At 69.9% G+C, this 17,813-nt stretch carries 14 protein-coding genes and 1 pseudogene; 9 read left to right on the forward strand and 6 right to left on the reverse strand.

What is annotated here, in order from left to right; all coding sequences use genetic code 11:
* The 4 genes and pseudogenes from C1I89_RS34880 to C1I89_RS18490 form a co-directional block, all read right to left on the reverse strand.
* Nucleotides 1-223, reverse strand: a pseudogene (locus C1I89_RS34880) (DUF3304 domain-containing protein); the annotation flags it as partial.
* Nucleotides 216-1,151, reverse strand: coding sequence for a DUF4123 domain-containing protein (locus C1I89_RS18480; RefSeq protein WP_258231472.1), 936 nt, complete (start codon nt 1,149-1,151; stop codon nt 216-218). The gene C1I89_RS18480 and the pseudogene C1I89_RS34880, both read right to left, overlap by 8 nt.
* 43 nt (nt 1,152-1,194) lie before the next feature.
* On the reverse strand, nt 1,195-4,071 hold the full coding sequence (locus C1I89_RS18485) for a type VI secretion system Vgr family protein (protein WP_102774080.1): 2,877 nt from the start codon (nt 4,069-4,071) through the stop codon (nt 1,195-1,197).
* 27 nt (nt 4,072-4,098) lie between these two features.
* Entirely contained in the window at nt 4,099-4,815 is a 717-nt protein-coding gene (locus C1I89_RS18490) for a hypothetical protein (protein ID WP_102774081.1), read from the reverse strand.
* 311 nt (nt 4,816-5,126) lie between these two features.
* Here C1I89_RS18490 and C1I89_RS18495 point away from each other — a divergent pair, with 311 nt between their 5' ends.
* The 5 genes from C1I89_RS18495 to C1I89_RS18515 all read left to right on the forward strand — a co-directional run bounded on the left by C1I89_RS18495 (nt 5,127) and on the right by C1I89_RS18515 (nt 13,009).
* Complete coding sequence (locus C1I89_RS18495) at nt 5,127-5,978, forward strand: M15 family metallopeptidase (protein WP_102774082.1); 852 nt, start codon at nt 5,127-5,129, stop codon at nt 5,976-5,978.
* 37 nt (nt 5,979-6,015) lie between these two features.
* A complete protein-coding gene (locus tag C1I89_RS18500) occupies nt 6,016-7,407 on the forward strand; it encodes a hypothetical protein (protein WP_102774083.1) in 1,392 nt (463 codons plus the stop codon).
* 66 nt (nt 7,408-7,473) lie between these two features.
* A complete protein-coding gene (gene tssM, locus C1I89_RS18505; protein WP_258231473.1) occupies nt 7,474-11,232 on the forward strand; it encodes a type VI secretion system membrane subunit TssM in 3,759 nt (1,252 codons plus the stop codon).
* Nucleotides 11,229-12,212 (forward strand): type VI secretion system-associated protein TagF, encoded by a 984-nt coding sequence (gene tagF, locus C1I89_RS18510; RefSeq protein ID WP_102774084.1) that lies wholly within the window; start codon nt 11,229-11,231, stop codon nt 12,210-12,212. Before tssM ends, tagF begins: the two co-directional genes overlap by 4 nt.
* A 2-nt stretch (nt 12,213-12,214) precedes the next feature.
* Entirely contained in the window at nt 12,215-13,009 is a 795-nt protein-coding gene (locus tag C1I89_RS18515; protein ID WP_102774085.1) for an OmpA family protein, read from the forward strand.
* On the opposite strand, the gene tssA is transcribed toward C1I89_RS18515, so the two are convergent.
* On the reverse strand, nt 13,006-14,112 hold the full coding sequence (tssA, locus tag C1I89_RS18520; RefSeq protein WP_102774086.1) for a type VI secretion system protein TssA: 1,107 nt from the start codon (nt 14,110-14,112) through the stop codon (nt 13,006-13,008). The genes C1I89_RS18515 and tssA overlap by 4 nt on opposite strands.
* Nucleotides 14,113-14,249: 137 nt before the next feature.
* On the opposite strand from tssA, the gene C1I89_RS18525 reads away from it, so the two are divergent.
* From C1I89_RS18525 to C1I89_RS34565, 3 genes are read left to right on the forward strand one after another with little or no spacing between them, the layout of a single operon-like run.
* Nucleotides 14,250-14,501 carry a hypothetical protein gene (locus tag C1I89_RS18525; RefSeq protein WP_102774087.1) on the forward strand — a complete coding sequence of 84 codons (252 nt, stop codon included), beginning with the start codon at nt 14,250-14,252 and terminating at the stop codon, nt 14,499-14,501.
* A gap of 36 nt (nt 14,502-14,537) precedes the next feature.
* Nucleotides 14,538-14,807: a PAAR domain-containing protein gene (locus tag C1I89_RS18530; RefSeq protein ID WP_102774088.1), complete on the forward strand. Its 270-nt coding sequence runs from the start codon at nt 14,538-14,540 to the stop codon at nt 14,805-14,807.
* Nucleotides 14,808-14,858: 51 nt separating this feature from the next.
* Nucleotides 14,859-15,023, forward strand: coding sequence for a hypothetical protein (locus tag C1I89_RS34565; protein ID WP_168202185.1), 165 nt, complete (start codon nt 14,859-14,861; stop codon nt 15,021-15,023).
* 12 nt (nt 15,024-15,035) lie between these two features.
* Here the strand turns inward: C1I89_RS34565 and C1I89_RS18535 are convergent, their stop codons facing one another.
* On the reverse strand, nt 15,036-15,794 hold the full coding sequence (locus C1I89_RS18535; protein WP_102774089.1) for a 5'-methylthioadenosine/adenosylhomocysteine nucleosidase: 759 nt from the start codon (nt 15,792-15,794) through the stop codon (nt 15,036-15,038).
* Nucleotides 15,795-15,997: 203 nt separating this feature from the next.
* Here C1I89_RS18535 and C1I89_RS18540 point away from each other — a divergent pair, with 203 nt between their 5' ends.
* The gene (locus C1I89_RS18540) at nt 15,998-17,761 is read left to right on the forward strand and encodes a GGDEF domain-containing protein (protein WP_102774090.1); all 1,764 of its coding nucleotides are present in this window, start codon (nt 15,998-16,000) and stop codon (nt 17,759-17,761) included.
* Nucleotides 17,762-17,813 lie beyond the last annotated feature (52 nt).

The following is a 17,813-nucleotide window of genomic DNA, read 5'->3' on the forward strand; positions in this document are numbered from 1 at the left end:
TGCCTTTCAGGCGGTAGCAGCAACTCACCGAACCCTCTCCGCCACCCACGCCAATCGAGGCCGTTACAGCCGAGTTTCCCTCATTGTCCGTGATCTGGATCCTGTCCAAATCCCAAGGCGTGTAGTTGTACGTAATAAAGGACAGCCCTCCATAGCTGGGCTCGCCGTTGCAGCCCACCAGCATTCCCAGCCAAAGCAACAAGACAATCACGCTTTTACGCATCTTTCTCCTCCGCCCGCGGCAGGCTGTCCCACACCGCGTCAGGCACGTCCGCCAATGCTTGCGACAGGCCCGGGCCGCGGCCCTTGAACGCGCGCAACGCCGGCTGAATCGCCTCGTGTTCATCGAAACGCGGGGAAATGGTGATTCCCCACGCCACATAGTCCAGCATGTCGCGCTCGGTCTCCACGCCATAGGCGCGCGCCCGCGCCATCTGCTCGAGCACGCGCGCATGCAGCTCATCCTGCCGCATATCGCTGCCCAGCACGCCCAGGTAGATTCGTCGGATCTGCTGGGCCAGCTTGTCCGGATAATCGAGATCGAGCAAGGCTTGATGCTGCGCCAGGCTGAAGGCATGCGGACGCGGCAGGCCGGCCGCGCTTGCGCGGACCGCGCCCGGGCCACTCCATTGCGCGACGGAGCCATCGCGCCGCAAGTAACGCAAGCGACTCAAGGGCGCCAGAAACCGCTCACGTTCTGCGTCGCTCCACACCAGGAACGCCCTGTCCAGAATGCGGCTGTCGTAGAAGTGCAGGTAATACTCGCGGCCGTCCGGCAGGCTGTAGTCGCCGAAATAGGCGCAATGCGCCATCAGTTCGGGCAGGGGCAGGGGCGACAGGATGTACGTCACCGCGAACTTTCCGCCGTCCGTCTCGTGCAGCCTGCGCAGCAGGCGCAGCAGTTCGGAGCCGCGCGTAGCCTCCGTATCGAGCCTCAGCTCGGAACGCGTCAGATCGTCGACTTCGATCAGCAGGGGCTGGATTTCGCCGTAAACGGCCAGTTCGGTGCCCAGCCAGACCGAACCGTAGCTGAGGTCGGCGCTGGCGCGTACGGGTTCGGCCAACTCCGCGCGGCCACGGAAATCGACCAGCAGGTAGGCGTTGACCATCACGCCCGTTTCGGCCGAGAGCGTTTCGGCCTGGCGCAGCATGCCGCCAAGCAGGGCTTTCCAATCCGTCATGCCTCGACCCGCCTCATGCCTTGTCCGTGATGGACTGCACGCCATCCTGCGCATCCAGCACGCATTGCTTGCAGACGGTGAATTGCGGGAAGGCGTAAGGCATGCGGTCCGGGCCGGCGAACTGCTTGTTCCCCGTCTTCACATCGATCTTCCCCGGCGCCGTCACCGTGATGTTGCCGCCTTCGAGCACGATGCTGGCCCCGGCCGAGGTCGCGATGCGGATGCGCTTGGGCGCGGCCCACTCGACGAAGGTCTGAGCGCTGCCTATCCTGATGTCCTGCTGCGCCTTTACGCTGAGCGTGTCGTGCTGGGCCTGCACCTGCACGTCGCCGGTGGCGGAGATCAGGTCCAGTCCGGAGTCGGCCCCGCCCTGCTGCAGCCCGGCGACGATGCCCAGGCCCTGGCCGGTATGCAGGCGCAGCGCGCCCATCACGGCCAGGTTCTGGTCCTTGCCGGAGGACCAGTGCACGGCTTCGCCGGCGGTGTATTGCAGATGCTGGCCGGCGACCTGCGCCAGCCCGGCGCGGGCCGCCATCAGCACCACGGGATCGGTGGGGTGCGGCACTTTGCCGGCCGCGGCTTCGGTGTGCTTGGCCGCGGCGTCGCCGCGCGCACCGTCCAGGCTGTCGCCGGCGACGGTGCCCGACACGCTGCGGTGCATGGCGGCCAGGGGCGCTTTGCCGTCGTCCAGCGTGCTGGATTCCGGGCCCTTGGTGCCGATCGCCGCCGCCAGGCGCAGGCCCTGGTGGGCGCCGGCCACGCTGTCCAGCGAGCGCGCCATCTGGTCGGTCTGGCCGGCCAGCGCCTGCAGGCCGGCGGCGTCGCCCACCGGGCCGGCGCCGCCGCCCGAAGCGGCGTAGGTGCTGAGCAGCACGCCGGCCCCGCCGCGCACGGCGCCGTAGGCGTCGCTGCGCAGTTCCGCGCCCAGGCCGCGCAGGCCGCCGCGGTAATTGCCGGCCTGGTGGATCAGGTGGCCCAGATTGAGTTCGCTGGCCGCCTGGCTGCTCTTGATCTGCATGCGCAGCTGGCCGTCGGTGTCGTCGAAGACGATCTGGTTGTAGCCGGAGCCGCCGAATTCCTTGCTCTTGAAGCCCGAGAGCGCCGCGGCGTTGCGATGGTTTTCATCGCCGGCGCCGGCGCCGTGCCAGGCGGGCGCGTTGCCGCCGGCCAGGTTGGCCTGGGCGCTGGGCATGCCATCGCGCGCGGCGGCATAGACCTGCATGTCGACCTCGCCGCCCTGGCGTCCGCCGGGCGTGGCCGGCGTGCCGCCTTCGCCGCGGCCGTTGTAGAGCGCGCCCACCACGATGGGCTGGTCCACGTCGTCGTCCAGGAAGCGCACCAGCACTTCCTGCCCGATGCGCGGCACGAAGCTGATGCCCATGCCGGCGCCGGACTGGCGCTGCGCCACGCGGACCCAGCGGCTCCGGGCCTCGCCCTCCTTCGCCTCGCCCTGCCAGTGGAAGCGCACGCGCACGTCGCCGCGCTTGTTGCGCAGGATCTCGTCCTGCGCCTTGGGCCGGGCGCCGCCGTCGGCGTCCGTCACCACGGCGGTATGCACGCCATGCACCGAGGGCGCGCCGGTCAGGCGCGCGCCGCGCGCCTGCGGCAGCTCGGGGCGCCACGGACGGTCGCAGCGCACGGCTTCGAAGCGGTTGGCGTAGCCGATCTCGCGCGCCTGGGCTAGGACTTCGGCGCCGGCCGACGACGCGGCGTCTGCCGGCGTCGCGCCGCCCGGCGGCAGCGGCGCGTCTTCGTCCAGCGACAGGTGCGCCTCCAGTCCGCCCAGGCGCTGCGCCAGCGAGGCGCGTGTCTCGGGCGGCAGGTTGTTGATGCCCACGTGTTCGACGCGGTCCAGCGCGAACACCGGCTCGAACCCTTCCTCGTCGGCCGGCCCCAGCGACGACATGGCCTGCAGCGCGAACCGCGTGCCCGAGCGGAAGGTGCGCACGCCGCCGCGGCCGACGAAGGTCTCGGCGCTGGCGCGCACGGCTTCCATGGCCAGGGAGGCCTGGCGCCGGGCCTGGGCCTCGTCGGCGAAGCCGCCGTGGCCCACGGGCTCATACCATTCCAGGCCGGCCGCCTCGTCCGCGCCGCCGGCCGGGTTGACCAGCGCCTCGGCCGCCACGGCGCGCTTGGCGCTGTCGTGCCAGCCCAGGACGGTGATGCGGTCGGGCACGCGGCGGCGCCGGCGCGCCAGCGCCTGCACGGTGTCGCGCGATTCGGTGGCCGCGGCGCGATGGAAGCGCACGCCGCCGCCGGCCGACTCCGCGTCTTCCTGCAGGCCGCGGCTGTCGGCAAATATCAGCAGCGCATGCCTGGCGGGCGCCTCGGCGTCTTCCACCACCGTCCAGCCCAGGCCGGCCTCGGCCAGCAGGCGGCTGAGGAATGCGTAGTCGGTCTCGCGGTATTGCGTCACGTAGGGGCGCGGCGCCAGGTCCGCCAGCGCGGGCGCCACGTCGGGCGCGACGCGGTAGACATAGCCTTCGTATTCCGCCAGCACGTGGCGCACGATGTCCAGCACGGCGGTGGATTCGAAGATGCGGCTGGTGCGCCGCTGCGTGGCCAGCCATAGCCACGGCACCACGGTCAGGCGGTAGCGCGCCAGGCCGGCGTCGCCGGACAGCAGTTCGGCTTCGCGCACCACGCCGCTGCGGCCGGCGCGGCTGCCGTCGGCGCGCGTGGTCCACAACGTGACCGGGCGCGCGATCATGTCCTGCAGGGACAGGCCGGCGTCGTCCGCCAACGTCACGATGCGCATCTGCGCCACGCCGGACAGGGCTTCGCGACCGATCCAGCCTTCCACCTGCAGCGACGCGAGCGCGCCCTCGCCTTCCAGGCTGTAGAGGCGGGCGTCGGAACTGAACAGGCCAGCGGTCGCGATCGAATCCATTACGGGTAAAAACCTTTTTCCAGGGGCTCAGGGCTCGATGTTGGCTTGCGGATTGGGGCACTCGGGCGCGGTGCCCCAATGGCCCGCGCAGACCCGCAGCCGGCATTGCTCGCTTTCCAGGAACCCCAGCTTGCGGCATTGCTCCAGGCGCGCCGGCAGCGGCGAACCGGGCAGTTCGCGCACGAAGATGCCGTCGCTCTTGTAGACCTTGGTGCCGGGCGGCGAAGCGGGAGGCAGCCCGTAAGACATCAGCGTGGCCAGCAGCGCCGCGTCGGAATCCTTGCTCTGCGGCTGCTTGGCGCGCGGCGCCGGCTGCGGGCCGGCGGCGTTCGCGGCATGCTGCGCGCGCCGCACCGTGGGCCCGGCATCCTTGGGCGCAGACAGCGCGGCCTGCGGCGGCGGCGCGGCGGTGACCGCCAGCGCCGAAAGCGGGTTTTGCGCAACACGGGCGTCGTCGTCCTGGCGCGTCAACTGCGCCAGGGGATGATCGTCGATGATGGCGGCCGCGGCCGGCGGCGCCTCGGCCTCGGCGGGACTGGCGGCGGGCGCCGCGGGGACATCCGGCGCGACCGGCACGACCCGCGCGCTGGGCGCGTCGGCCAGCGCCACCACGGGCGGCTCGGCCACATCGAACACGGCATACAGGCCTGCGCCCACGGCGCCCGCCACAAGCAGCAACAGCAACAGCAGCGGCGCGCGCGAACGGCGCCTGGGCGCGAGATGCTTGACCTCGGCGTCCGGCACGCGGCCTTCGAGCGCGGCAAGAATGCGCGACGACCCGCCATCATCCGCAGACGATGCGCGCCCTGCAAGCAAACTAGGAACGGAGGTCGGTGATCGCGATCTTTTTTCGTCTTCTGCCATGCGAAGTCCCGTGTTTTCAGGGAAGCCAGCGCCCTCCCGTAACCAAGGCGTTCGAGAATACCCGATGACATGTTTTCGATCATCGATTCTTGTTACGAGTTCTTAGCCACAGACGCGTTTTGCAACGCCCAGGCGCTTGCCTGAATCCCAAATAGAACAAAAGATTACGCCTTCGTAACTGAGGCACCTCTTTGCTGCTCCTACTGCCCCTATATTTCGTGCTGGCCATCGGCGTGTCCGCGCTGCTCGTCTTCCCGCCCCTGCGGGAGGCTGCGACGCGCGGTGCGCGCGCGTTCGCCCAGGGCGTACGCCGCAAAATGGCGCGCGGCGCCGGCCAGGCGGGCGTGGTCGTCGGCGGCTCGGCGCAGGCGGTGCGCGCAGGCTTCGGCAAGGCCGGCGGCGCGTTCTCGGCCTATCGCTGGCATATCGCCATCGGGCTGGCCGTGGCGCTGTTTCCGTCGCTTTTTGCTTTCGTCATGCGACACAATCACACATTTGTTTACGAGGATCGGATGGCCGGCCCGGACCCTCGCATCCAGGCCCTGCTGACCGGCGAAAGACTGGTGCCGCCGCCGCCGCTGCCGCCCGAAGCCTTCACCACGCGCGAAGTGGAACTGGTGCGTCCCAATCTGGGCGGCGCCAGCCGCGACTGGAACCTGCTGGACGCCGACTACCGCCAGCGCCTGCTGGCCGCGTATCGCGTCATGCGCGAGGAGCACGGCTACGAGATGGTGCTGATCGAAGGCTATCGCAGCCCCGAGCGCCAGACGCAGCTGGCCGGCATGGGCGCGCACGTGACCAACGCCGGCGCCTACCAGAGCTATCACCAGTTCGGCCTGGCCGCCGACAGCGCTTTCCTGCGCGACGGCAAGGTGGTGGTGTCGGAGAAAGATCCCTGGGCCATGCGTGGCTATGAATTGTTCGGCGAGACCGCCGAGCGCGTCGGCCTGACCTGGGGCGGACGCTGGAAGATGATGGACTTCGGCCACACCGAGCTGCGCCGCCCCGGCGTCATGCGGCGCGGCAACGGAGCCGCGCAATGATCCGGCCGGTCCGCCACGCCTATCCGATAGAACGCCCATGAGCCGCATCCTCAAAACCGGCCTGCTGGCCGCCCTCGTCTTCGGCCTCGTCTGGCTCGCCGTCATCATCTGGTGGCAGGAGTCGCACACGCTGCCCACGGGCGTGGACATCGGCCTGTACCTGTTCGCGCTGCCGCTGGCGCTGCTCGCCGCCGGCTGGGCCGGCGCCCGCGTGGTCCGCGCGCGCCGCGAGGCCAGAGCCGCGCCCGCCCCCGCCGCGGCCGCCGACGAAACGCAGGCTCCGCCGCCTCCCGCGCTTGTGCGCCTGACCGCGCTGGCCGGCACGGCGCGCGCGGCCCCCGGCGCCGATCCGGCCGCCATCCACGCCGCGCTGTCCAGGCAGCAGCGTCCCGAGCTGGACCCCTCGCTGAAGAACGCGAAAGGCTTTCCGGTATTCAGCGGCCGCGCCGCCCATCTCGACATCGATGCGCTGCGCGAAGCCGCGAGCGCCGCGGCCGGCCCCGCGGGCAGGCCGGGCGACGACTGCCTGCGCGCCGCCGAGCTGCTGTGCGAAGTGGTCGAAACGCTGTCGCAGGAAGCCCGCGCCCAGGTGCTGGACAACGGCACGCCGCAGCGCGACGAAGACTGGCCGCGGCTGCAGCTGGAGCTGCTCCTGCCCGCCGATTGGCCGCAGGCCGCGCGCGCGCATGCGGCGGACCGCGCCCGCGACGCGGCCGTGTGGCCGGCCGGACGCCTCGAAGCGCGCACGCACGAGGCGCAGGACGCGCTGGCCGGCGACGCGCTGCTGCGCCGGCTCGCGCAGGAATCGCCCGAGCCGGCGCGCGCCGCGCTGCGCCTGGTGGCCGCGGCGGACTCTTATATAGACGCCGCCGTGGTGCAGGCCTGGGACACCGCGGGCCGGCTGGTCGACACCGCCAATCCGCAAGGCCGCGTGCCGGGCGAAGCGGCCGCCGGCCTGTTGCTGGACCTTGCGCCCGTCGCGCCTGACGCCGCGCCGCCGCGCGAACTGCCGGCCGACGCTTTCACGTTGACGCTGTCGCCGTCGGCGCGCCGCGCCACCGAAGCCGATGCGCGCGGCGCCGCCGCCGAGCCGGCGCTGGCCGAACTGGCCGCCCGCTTCCTGGAACGGCAGGAACAGTCCGCGGACGCGATCGCCGCGCTGGTCAGCGACGCCGACCATCGCGGCAGCCGCCCGCTGGAAACCGCGGGCCTGGCCGGCACGCTGTTTCCCAGGCTGGACCCGAACCAGGACTGCCTGTCCGTCGGCGCGGCCTGCGGCCATACCGGCGCGGCCGCGCACCTGCTCACGCTGGCCGTGGCCGGCGAAGCCTGCGCGCAGACCGATGCGCCGGTGCTCGCCGTCATGACCCAGGACCCCGCGCTGCGCACGCTGGCGCTGGTGTCCCGCCCCATCCGCCCTTTAGCCTGACCCACAAGAAAACCGTCCAACATCATGCGTAGCCCTTCAGGTTTCTTTTCCAGCATATCCAGCGCCATGAGCGAATGCCGGCACTGGACGTCGCGCGTGCTGGCCAACCCGCGCACCTTCATGGTGATCGGCCTGATCGCCCTGATGGTGTTCCTGTTCCTGTTCGCCGAAACCGCGGAGATCGGCCTGGCCTGGGCCGGGCTGGCCCTGGGCGCATGCGTGCTGCTGTGGCTGTGCGTCTACCTGTGGCGCCGGCGGCGCACGCGGCGCGCCAACAAGAACCTGGGCGACATGCTGGAGCAGCAGGTGCAGACGGGCGCGGCCGCCAACCGCAACGACGTGGAAGCGCTGCGCTCGCGGCTGACCCAGGCGGTGCGCACCATCAAGACTTCCAAGATCGGGCAGGCCTCGGGCAACGAAGCGCTGTATGAGCTGCCCTGGTACATCGTGATCGGCAACCCGGCGGCGGGCAAGAGCAGCGCGGTCATCAATTCGGGCCTGCAGTTTCCGTTCGCCGACAAGAACGGCGCGGCGGTGCGCGGCGTGGGCGGCACGCGCAACTGCGACTGGTTCTTCACCACCGAAGGCATCCTGCTGGACACCGCGGGCCGCTATTCCGTGCACGAAGAGGACCGCAACGAGTGGATGGGGTTCCTGGACCTGCTCAAGCGCCATCGTCCCAAGGCGCCCATCAACGGCATCATCGTGGCCGCCAGCATCGACGAGCTGACCGGCGCGGGCCCGGAGTTCGCCATCAACCTGGCCAAGAACCTGCGCCAGCGCGTGCAGGAGCTGACCGACCGGCTGGAAGTATTCGCGCCGGTCTACATCATCTTCACCAAGGCCGACCTGATCTCGGGCTTCAGCGAGTTCTTCTCCGACAGCGACCAGCGCGAACGCGACCGGGTGTGGGGCGCCACCCTGCCCTACGGCGCGGAGGAGAACCGCGACGTGCTGGCGCTGTTCGATGAGCGCTTCGACGAGCTGTACGAAGGCCTGAAGGAAATGGGCACGGCGCAGATCTCGCTGCGCGCCAACCGCGAACTGCCGCCCGGCCTTTTGACCTTCCCGCTGGAATTCGCCGGCATCAAGCCGGCCCTGCGCACTTTCCTGTCGACGCTGTTCGAAACCAATCCGTTCCAGTACAAGCCGATGTTCCGCGGCTTCTACTTCACCAGCGCCTTGCAGGAAGGCGTGTCGCAAAGCTCGTCCACCGAGCGCCTGGCCGAGCGTTTCGACCTGCGCCCGGCGCAGCGCGCGCTGTCGCGCAACGTGTCCTCGCACAACGGCTTCTTCCTGCGCGACCTGTTCTCCAGCGTGATCTTCGCCGACAAGAAACTGGTGCGCCAGCATGCCAGCCCGGCCAAGACCCGCATGCGCTACCTGACCTTCTTCGGGCTGGTGCTGGCGCTGGGGCTGGTGCTGGGCGGATGGAGCTGGTCGTACCTGGGCAACCGCCAGCTGGCGCAGAACGTGCAGGCCGACATGGACAAGATCGTGCGCCTGCAAAGCGAGCGCACCGACCTGCAAAGCCGCCTGGAAGCCATGGAGATCCTGCAGGACCGCATCGAGCAGCTGGACCGCTACAGCGCCAGCCGGCCGTGGTCGCTGGGCCTGGGCCTGTACCAGGGCGACGTGCTGAAGGAGCGCCTGCTGGCCGAGTACTACAACGGCGTGCGCCAGTTCATGCTGGCCCCGGTCAAGACCAGCCTGGAAGACTTCCTGGCCAAGGTCGACACGTCGGCGGCCGCCGACGCCGGCGACGCCGCCCAGCCGGCGCCGCAACAGGTCCGCGCCGCGCACGCCGCCGGCGCCGACACGCTGTTCCAGGACGCCTCGCCCACCAACGCCGACGACGCCTACAACGCGCTCAAGACGTACCTGATGATGGCCAATCACCAGCACGTCGACCCCACGCACCTGTCCGACCAGATCACGCGCTTCTGGCGCGGCTGGCTCGAGACCAACCGCGGCGCCATGCCGCGCGACCAGCTGATCCGCAGCGCCGAGCGCCTGATCTCGTTCTATGTCGGCCGCGCGCAGGACGCCGGCTGGCCGCAGATCGAAACCAACCTGGCGCTGGTGGAGAAGACCCGCGGCAGCCTGCGCGCGGTGATGCAGGGCATGCCCGCGCGCGAACGCGCCTACGCCACGCTCAAGGCGCGCGCCGCCACGCGCTTCCAGGCCATGACGGTGGCGCGCATCGTCGGCGAGAACGACGCCGGCGTGGTGGCGGGCAGCTACGCCATCCCGGGCACCTTCACCCGCGAGGCCTGGGAGCAGTACATCCAGCCGGCCATCAGCGAAGCCGCCAAGCAGGAAGTCCAGACCAGCGACTGGGTGCTGGGCGTGAACGCGCGCGACGACCTGACGCTGGAAGGCAGCCCCGAGCAGATCCAGAAAAGCCTGGCCACCATGTACAAGACCGAGTACGCGGAGGAATGGCAGAAGTTCCTGCGGGGCGTGACCATCAAGCCCTTCACCAGCTTCCAGCAATCGGTCGGCGCGATGAACCGCCTGGGCGATCCGCAGACGTCGCCCATCGCCAAGCTCATCAACACCACCTACGAGCAGACCTCCTGGGACAACCCCTCGCTGATCAACGCCGGGCTGCAGCAGGCGCAAAGCGGCGTGGTCGGCTGGTTCAAGCGCGTGATCCTGCGCCAGACGCCGCCGCCCGCCCCCGGCGCCGCGACCGCCAACGGCGAGGCGATTCCGATGGGTCCGGTGGGACGCGAGTTCTCCGACGTGGCGCGCCTGGTGGTCACACGCGACAACCAGTCGCTGCTGGGCAACTACATGGGCGCGCTGTCGAAGATCCGCACGCGCTTCAACCTGCTGAACAACCAGGGCGACCCCGGCCCCGGCGCGCTGGTGCTGATGCGCCAGACGCTGGAAGGCAAGGATTCCGAACTGGCCGACGCGCTCAAGCTGGTCGACGAACAGATGCTGGCCGGCATGAGCGCGACCCAGCGCGAAACGCTGCGTCCGCTGCTGGTGCGCCCGCTGATCCAGGCCTACGCCGTCACCATGCAGCCGGCCGAGTCGGAGCTGAACAAGGTCTGGAACGCGCAGGTGTACCAGCCGTTCACGCAGAACCTGGCCGAGAAGTATCCGTTCGCCGGCAGCGCCAGCGTGGAAGCCAGCAGCGCCGAGATCGGCCAGGTCTTCGGCCCGCAGGGCAGCATCGCGCGCTACGTCAACGAAACCCTGGGCCCGCTGACCGTGCGCCGCGGCGACATCCTGACGGCGCGCACCTGGGGCGACATGGGCGTCAGCCTGCAGCCGACCTTCACCGCCAACTTCGCGCAGTGGGTGGCGCCGCTGTCCGGCGGCGCGGCCGGCAGCGGCGCGGCCAGCCAGCCGCAGACGCTGTTCCAGATCCAGCCGCGGCCGGCCGGCGGCGTGACCGAGTACACCATCGAGATCGACGGCCAGCAGCTGCGCTACCGCAACACGCCGCCGCAGTGGGTCAATTTCGTGTGGCCCAACGCGCAGGGCGCGCCGGGCGCGCGCATCACCGCCACCACCTTCGACGGCAGCGTGGTCGAGGTCGTCAACGAGCCGGGCCGCTTCGGCCTGGAGCGCCTGATTTCGACGGCGCAGCGCAGTTCCAACCCCGACGGCAGCTTCAACATGAGCTGGGCCAAGTCCAACGTCACGGTGCCGGTGAAGCTGCGCATCATCAGCAACGCCCAGGCGCCGGGCGCCGGCGGCAGCGAGCCCGGCAGCCAGGGCCTGCGCAACCTGCGCCTGCCCACTTCGGTGGTCGGCGCCTCCCCTGAACCCTCCTCCGCCCAGACGCAACCCGGAGCGCCGCGATGAGCAACGTGCAGTCCCCCTTGTTCCGAACGGCCTACTTCGGCAAGATTCCCACCCGCGGCGACTTCGTCAAGAACACCTCGCATCCGCAGCTGATGGCCACGCTGGACGCGTGGGTCGCCAACACCATGGAGATCCTGGCGCAGGAGCCGCACTGGAAGGCGCTCTACGACGAGGCCGAGCCCATGCCCTTCGCCATCCTGGGTTCGCGCGGCAAGCTCGCCATCGCGGGGCATCTGCAACCCAGCCAGGACCAGTCGGGCCGGCGCTTTCCGTTCCTGTCGGCCACTTCGGTCGAGGTGCAGCGTCCGCTGGAATTCATCGCCCGCAGCCCCATGGCCTTCAGCCGGCTGTGGAACCGCATGGGCGGCGCGGCCGCCATGCTGATGAGCGACAGCGATCCGGCCGCGGCCCTGCAGGCCCTGAACGAGCTGGAAGGCGAAATCCGCACCGCCGCCGACGACGGCTTCGACGCCTTCGTCGACCTGCAGACCGTCGAGCGGCTGGAAGCGATGCTGCGCGGCAACGGCCACCAGGCGCGCGTGCACGACATCATCCTGGCGCTGGGCATCCTGCTGGAGCCGGTGATGTCCAGCGGCTCGTCGCAACTGGACAAGGGGCTGTCGCTGCCCCTGCCGGACGATCCGCTCTACATCAATCTGGTGGCCGCGTACTGGATGACGCTGATCGCGCCGTTCCTGGCGCGGGCCGACTTCGAGATCACGCTGTTCGTCGGCCGCATCGGCGGCAAGCACCGCCTGGCGGTGGGATTCCGCGGCGCCTCGCCGCAGACCCTGGCCGGCCTGCTGTCCACGCCGCAGACCTACGCCGAGCAGCACATCGTGCTGGAGGACGCGCCCTGGGTGCGCAACCACGTATCGGCCAGCCACGGGCTGGCCAAGCTCTCCAGCTATCTGGACCAACCGCGGCTGTCCCTGCGCATTGCGCTGGACACCTTCCGCGAAGTATTCACCGGAGCCTGACCATGCGCGTCTCTCTCCTGATCCTGGCGGCGCTGTATTCCTGCGCCGCGGCGGCGCAGGACGCCGCCACCGTCGTTCCCGCCAACGTCATTCCCCAGCCCGGCCAGGTGGTGGCCAGCGGCGCCGTGCCCGACGAGGCCACCAAGGCCAACGTGCTGGCCAGACTGCAGCAGGTCTACGGCGTGGGCAACGTGATCGACCGCATCGACGTGGGCGGCGTGGTCGCGCCGCCCAACTGGTCGGAACACGTGGGCAAGCTGATCGGCCAGCCCCTCAAGCAGATCAACCGCGGCCAGCTGGAGATCGACGGCACCCAGATCCGCCTGCGCGGCGAGGTGCAGAACGAAGCCTCGCGCCAGCAGATCGCCAGCAACTTCGCGACCTCGCTCAACCCGACCTACAAGATCGTCAACGGGCTGCGGGTGGCGGCCGGCAAGGACGAGCAGGGCCTGCTCGACAACCTGCTGGCCAACCGCGTGGTGGAATTCGAGACCGGCAGCGCCACGCTGACCGCGCGCGGCCGCGAACTGCTGGACCAGGTGGCCGACGTGGTGCCCAAACTGCGCAGCGAAAAAGTGCAGATCATCGGCCACACCGACAGCTCCGGCAGCCGCAGCACCAACCTGGCGCTGAGCCAGGCGCGCGCCGACGCGGTGCGCAACTATCTGGTGGACAAGGGCCTGCCCGCGGCCCGTTTCGAGACGCTGGGCGCCGGGCCGGACCAGCCGCTGGCCACCAACTCCACCGCCGAAGGCCGCGCCAAGAACCGCCGCATCGAGTTCCGCGCCAGCCGCTAGCCGTTGCCGTCGGGCTGCTTGGGCACGCCCAGCAGCTCTTCCAGCCCCGCCAGCGCGTCGTCGTTCTTGAGCACGGTGCGCAGCCACAGGTGCAGCGACATCTCGCCCCAGTTGGCGGCCTTGTCGGCCAGATACGCCACCGGGCTGTGCGGCTCGGTGCGGCGGAAGAATTCCGCCACCTCGCGCAACTGCGCCAGCGCCTGGTCGCGGGTTTGCAGCGGGCCGCGCGCGGCGGCGGGCGCCGCGGGCTGGGGTTCGGCAGGGCTCAAGGTCGGCTCCAGGCGGGTGGCGGCGGGTTGCGCGGGCGCGGCGGCGGCCGGCGCCGCCGGCGTCTCGGCGCGCGGCAGCAGGCCGGCGTCGCGGGCGAAGCGGTGCGCCAGTTCGGCCACGCTCTTCAAGGCTTCGCGCACCGGCGAGAAAGCCGGGCCTTCGTCGCCCAGGCGCTGCGTCAGCGTCGCCTCGAGCATGTCGAGCGCGGCGAAACAGCTCTGCAGGCTGCCCTCCAGCTCCGAATAAAAGGCCGGCGGCGTATCGCGGCGCGCCGCGTCGAACTGCTCCAGCGTCAGCTTGCCGCGGGTGAGCTCGGCCGCGTTCTGCGGCGCGCGCTTGACCGCGTTGGCCAGCTGCGTGGCGCTTTCCCACAGCGCCGCGCCGTAGCGTCCGCCTTCGGACTGCGTCAGCGGCAGCTCGCGGATCAGCTGCTGCGAGCGCGACAGCAGCCAGGCCAGGTTGCCCACGCGCTGCTGCACGTCGCCCTCGTCGGGCACCGGATGCAGGCCGTCCCAGTAGCCGCGGCACAGGCCGTCGACCAGCAGGAACCCGTCGCGCAGGCCGGCGAAGCCGCGCGTCTTGGCCCAGGCCTCGGCCAGCCAGGCCGCCACGCGCACGTCCTTGCTGCGCTCGCGCAGCACGCCGGTGCAGATGGCGATCACCTGCGGCCAGTCGGCTTCCTTGATGTCGATGATCCAGTCGCCCTGGTCCAGGTGCGGATCGTCGTGGCGGCGGGCTTCGCGGATGGCGTCGAACTCGGCCGAAAACACCATGTCCACGCCGCAGGGCGCCTCGCCCGGGATGGGCTGCAGCAGTGTGTCGATATCGCTCATATTGATTTTGTGGGAAGACGGGTCGGACGGATCTTCCCATATCTGTAACGGCGGGACGTTTGAAGATGACACGTCCTATTACAAAGCGCATCACGCAGCCTCGCTATCATGCGCATTCCCCCCGACCCGGAGTCGAGATGAACAAGTCATTCCACATGCTGCCCGACGGCCGCTTCATCAACGGCAAGCCGCGCCGCTGCCCCGACGGCACCTATGTCGGCGACGGCGGCCCCATCACGCGCGCCCCGGACGGCACCTACGTGGCCGGCAAGCCCCAGCGCGCGCCCGACGGCAGTTACCTGGGCGGCGGCGGTCCGGTGCGCATGGCGCCCGACGGCAGCTTCGTCGTCGGCACGCCCCGCCTGGCGCCGGACGGCACGTATCTGTAAGCAAACACGACATTTCTGACAACGCAACAGGCAGCCATGGCGCAGCTATCGGTGATACGCAAGGGCGACCGCACCTCGCATGGCGGGGTGGTCGTCACGGGCGACGAAACGGTGATGATCTTCGGCCAGCCCATGGCCCGGCTGGGCGACCGCGTCACCTGCCCCAAATGCAGCGGCACCCACACCATCGTCGAAGGCGCGGCCAGCGTCAGCTCCGACCGGCGCACCGCGCTCGAAGGCATGAAGACCTCCTGCGGCGCCACCCTGATCGCCAGCCAGCAGTTCTACCGCCTGGAACACGGCTAAGCCGCGCGGCGTAGAATGAATCAGGCCCGGGAACATGCGCAGGAGACTTCCATGAAATCCGCTCTGATCCGCCAGCTCTGCCTCGTGGCCGCGGCGCTGCTGCTTGCCGGCTGTGCATCGGGGCCAGGCGGCCCGCCCCACCCCGGCGCCGTCAATCCCTACAGCAGCGGCGGCTTCCATGACGCCGGCCCCAACTATCCCGACACCGGCCCCTGAAGGCCGTGGCGCTCAGGCCTGCCGCAAGGCGCCCGATTGCAGCAGCGGCGCCAGGATGCCGGCGCTGTAGACCCGCGCCAGGTTCACCAGGAAGTCGGTGAAATCGCTCTTGGCGGCATGGTCCGCGCGGTCCGAGATCACGCGCAGCAGCGCGAACGGAACGCCGAATTCATAGCAGACCTGCGCCGTGGCGCCGCCTTCCATCTCCAGGCATAACGCCTCGGGCAGCGCCTGGCGCAGCCGCTGCGCGTACTCGATGTCGTTGACGAACACGTCGCCGGTGGCGATCAGGCCGTGGTGCACCTTCGGCGGCCTGCGCGCAGCGCCGGCCGCGGGCATGGCCGCGGGGCTGCGCGCGAACAGCGCGGCGCTGTCCTGCAACAGCCTGCCCAGCGCCGGGTCCGCGTCGAAGCGCTCGCGTCCCAGCAAGGGAATCTCGTGGCGCCCGAACAGCGGGCGCGCGTCCATGTCGTACTGCATCACGGCGCTGGCCACGACCACATCGCCCACCTCCACGTCCGCGTGCAGGCCGCCGGCCAGGCCGGTGAAGATCACGCGCGAAGCCTTGAATTCCTGGATCGCGATACAAGCCGTGGCGGCCGCGGCCACCTTGCCGATGCGGCTCAGCGCGATCACGCAGGGCGTGCCCCACAACGTGCCCACATGAAAATCGCGCATGGCGATGCGGAAGGTGGCGGCGCCCGGGTCCATCGCGGCCAGCAGGTCGGCGATTTCCTCGTGCAGGGCGCCCAGAATGGCTAAACGTCCCATGTCTACTCTTACGGTCATGCGCGGCCCCGGCCGCCCAGCCCGCAACATACCCGAAGGGCCGTCCGGCCGCCACGGGATTGAGATAATTCGACTTAATGCGACATAAAAGCAAGCCTGCGGAAATGTTGGCCTAAACCAATGCAGCCGGCGCCGCATTTCAAGTAATCTGCGGCCAGTCATTGTTCCGAGTCCGTGTCTGCCGCATGTTCCGCAATGTCTTTGCCCTTAAATCGCTGGAAAGGTATTTCCTGATACTGGCGGCCGGCGTGGCGTTGCCCGTGTCCATGCTGACCGTGATCGTGGTGCAGCAGAACTGGCGGTCCCTGGCCTCCACCGACGAAGCCATGAGCGGCTTCGTGGTGGTGCGCAGGACCCTGGAAGCGATGGAAGCGGTATCGGCCGAGCGCGGCCCCATGAACGCGGCGCTGGGCGCCGACCTGCCGGTGCCCGACGAAATGCTCCGCGCCCTGGACGAAGCGCGCCAGCGCACCAACGCCCGCATCGCAGACCTGCTGGCCCTGTACCGCGCCCCGCTCAATCCCGACGGCGCCGCCGAATTCACCAATATCCAGCGCATCCGCCAGGCCCTGCTCGACGCCCGCGCCGGCGCCGACCTCGCGATCGCCGCGCCGCGCGCCACCGTCTCGGGCCTGAACCTGTGGAACGTGGTCGGCGACATGGTCGCGCTGGTGCCGCAGCTGCGCGCGGCGATGTCCGACGGCATCGGCCGGATCGCGCGCAACCAGGGCGAGGACTTCGACCTGCTGATGCTGGCGCTGCTGGCCGGTGAACTGCGCGAGCAGGCCGGCCTGCTGGGCTCCGCCTTCGCGCCGGCGCTGAGCAAGCGCCGCATGCTGACCACCGGCGACCAGCTCGAAATCGAGCACGTGCTGGGCCGCATCCACGAACTGCGCGCGCTGATCCGCACCAACATCGCCGGCATGCCGCGCCATGCCCGCTCGCATGCCTATCTGGACCTGCAGCAGCAGTACTTCGGCGCCGGCCTGAGCTACCTGGAAAGCGTGCGCGAAGAAGCCGAACGCGGCATCAGCGGCGCCCCGGTCACCATGTACGAACTGGGTCGGAACTACGTGCCCACCATGGCCTCCATCGTGCGGTTCCGCGACGTCATGCTCGACGAGGTCGAACAGTGCATCGGCGAAAGCCGGGCCGCCGCCATCCGCGTGCTGCTGACCACGCTGGCGGCGGCCGCCATGCTCACCGCCGCGCTCATCGTCGGGCTGACCCTGTTCCGCCGGCGGGTCATCCGCCCTTTCGTGCGCGCCACCGACATCATCGGCGCGATCGCCCGGGGCGGCGAGGCCCCGCGCATCCCCACGGACAAATACCGCGGCGAAGTCAACGGCATGTTCAAGGCGCTCAGCGTGCTCAACGACAACTCCACGGCGCTGCGCAAGCTCGAACTGGAGCGCGACCGCCTGATCCGCGACCTGGCCGTCATGGCCGAAACCGATTTCCTCACCGGCCTGCTCAACCGGCGCGCCTTCGAAAAGCGCCTGCAAGCCACGCTGGCGCGCGTGCGCGGCAGCGACGAGGGGCTGGCCTTCATCCTCTTCGACATCGACCACTTCAAGGCCATCAACGACACCCACGGCCATGCCACCGGCGACGAAGCGCTCAAGGCCGTGGCCGAACTGTGCCGGTGCATCTTCCGCCAATCCGACATCGTCGCCCGCGTCGGCGGCGAGGAATTCGCGGTGCTGTGCCACGGCTGCGACCCGCGACGCGCCCATGGCATCGCACAGCGCATGCGCAAGGCCATCGCCGAGACGCTGATCACCGTCAGCGACGGCAGCCGCTTCAGCATGACCGCCAGCTTCGGCGTCACCTACGCCAGAGGCACGGACGCCGCCGCCCTGGCGCGGCTGTCGCGCCGCGCCGACGAATTGCTATACGAAGCCAAGCTGAACGGCCGCAACCGGGTGGAGCTGGAAAGCGCGGCTTGAGAAAAAAACCCCGGCGGTTTCCCGCCGGGGCCAACGTGCACACAGCACCGAT

It is taken from the genome of Achromobacter pulmonis, assembly GCF_002885955.2.
GTDB classification, from domain to species: domain Bacteria; phylum Pseudomonadota; class Gammaproteobacteria; order Burkholderiales; family Burkholderiaceae_B; genus Achromobacter; species Achromobacter pulmonis_A.

Bases quoted from the DNA above. Each gene is read 5' to 3' on its own strand.
- C1I89_RS18525 (WP_102774087.1), top strand. From the start codon at position 14,250: ATGAACAAGTCATTCCACATGCTGCCCGACGGCCGCTTCATCAACGGC.
- C1I89_RS18535 (WP_102774089.1), bottom strand. From the start codon at position 15,794: ATGGGACGTTTAGCCATTCTGGGCGCCCTGCACGAGGAAATCGCCGAC.
- tssM (WP_258231473.1), top strand. From the start codon at position 7,474: ATGAGCGAATGCCGGCACTGGACGTCGCGCGTGCTGGCCAACCCGCGC.
- C1I89_RS34565 (WP_168202185.1), top strand. From the start codon at position 14,859: ATGAAATCCGCTCTGATCCGCCAGCTCTGCCTCGTGGCCGCGGCGCTG.
- C1I89_RS18480 (WP_258231472.1), bottom strand. From the start codon at position 1,151: ATGCTGCGCCAGGCCGAAACGCTCTCGGCCGAAACGGGCGTGATGGTC.
- C1I89_RS18540 (WP_102774090.1), top strand. From the start codon at position 15,998: ATGTTCCGCAATGTCTTTGCCCTTAAATCGCTGGAAAGGTATTTCCTG.
- C1I89_RS18500 (WP_102774083.1), top strand. From the start codon at position 6,016: ATGAGCCGCATCCTCAAAACCGGCCTGCTGGCCGCCCTCGTCTTCGGC.
- C1I89_RS18515 (WP_102774085.1), top strand. From the start codon at position 12,215: ATGCGCGTCTCTCTCCTGATCCTGGCGGCGCTGTATTCCTGCGCCGCG.
- tagF (WP_102774084.1), top strand. From the start codon at position 11,229: ATGAGCAACGTGCAGTCCCCCTTGTTCCGAACGGCCTACTTCGGCAAG.
- C1I89_RS18530 (WP_102774088.1), top strand. From the start codon at position 14,538: ATGGCGCAGCTATCGGTGATACGCAAGGGCGACCGCACCTCGCATGGC.
- tssA (WP_102774086.1), bottom strand. From the start codon at position 14,112: ATGAGCGATATCGACACACTGCTGCAGCCCATCCCGGGCGAGGCGCCC.
- C1I89_RS18485 (WP_102774080.1), bottom strand. From the start codon at position 4,071: ATGGATTCGATCGCGACCGCTGGCCTGTTCAGTTCCGACGCCCGCCTC.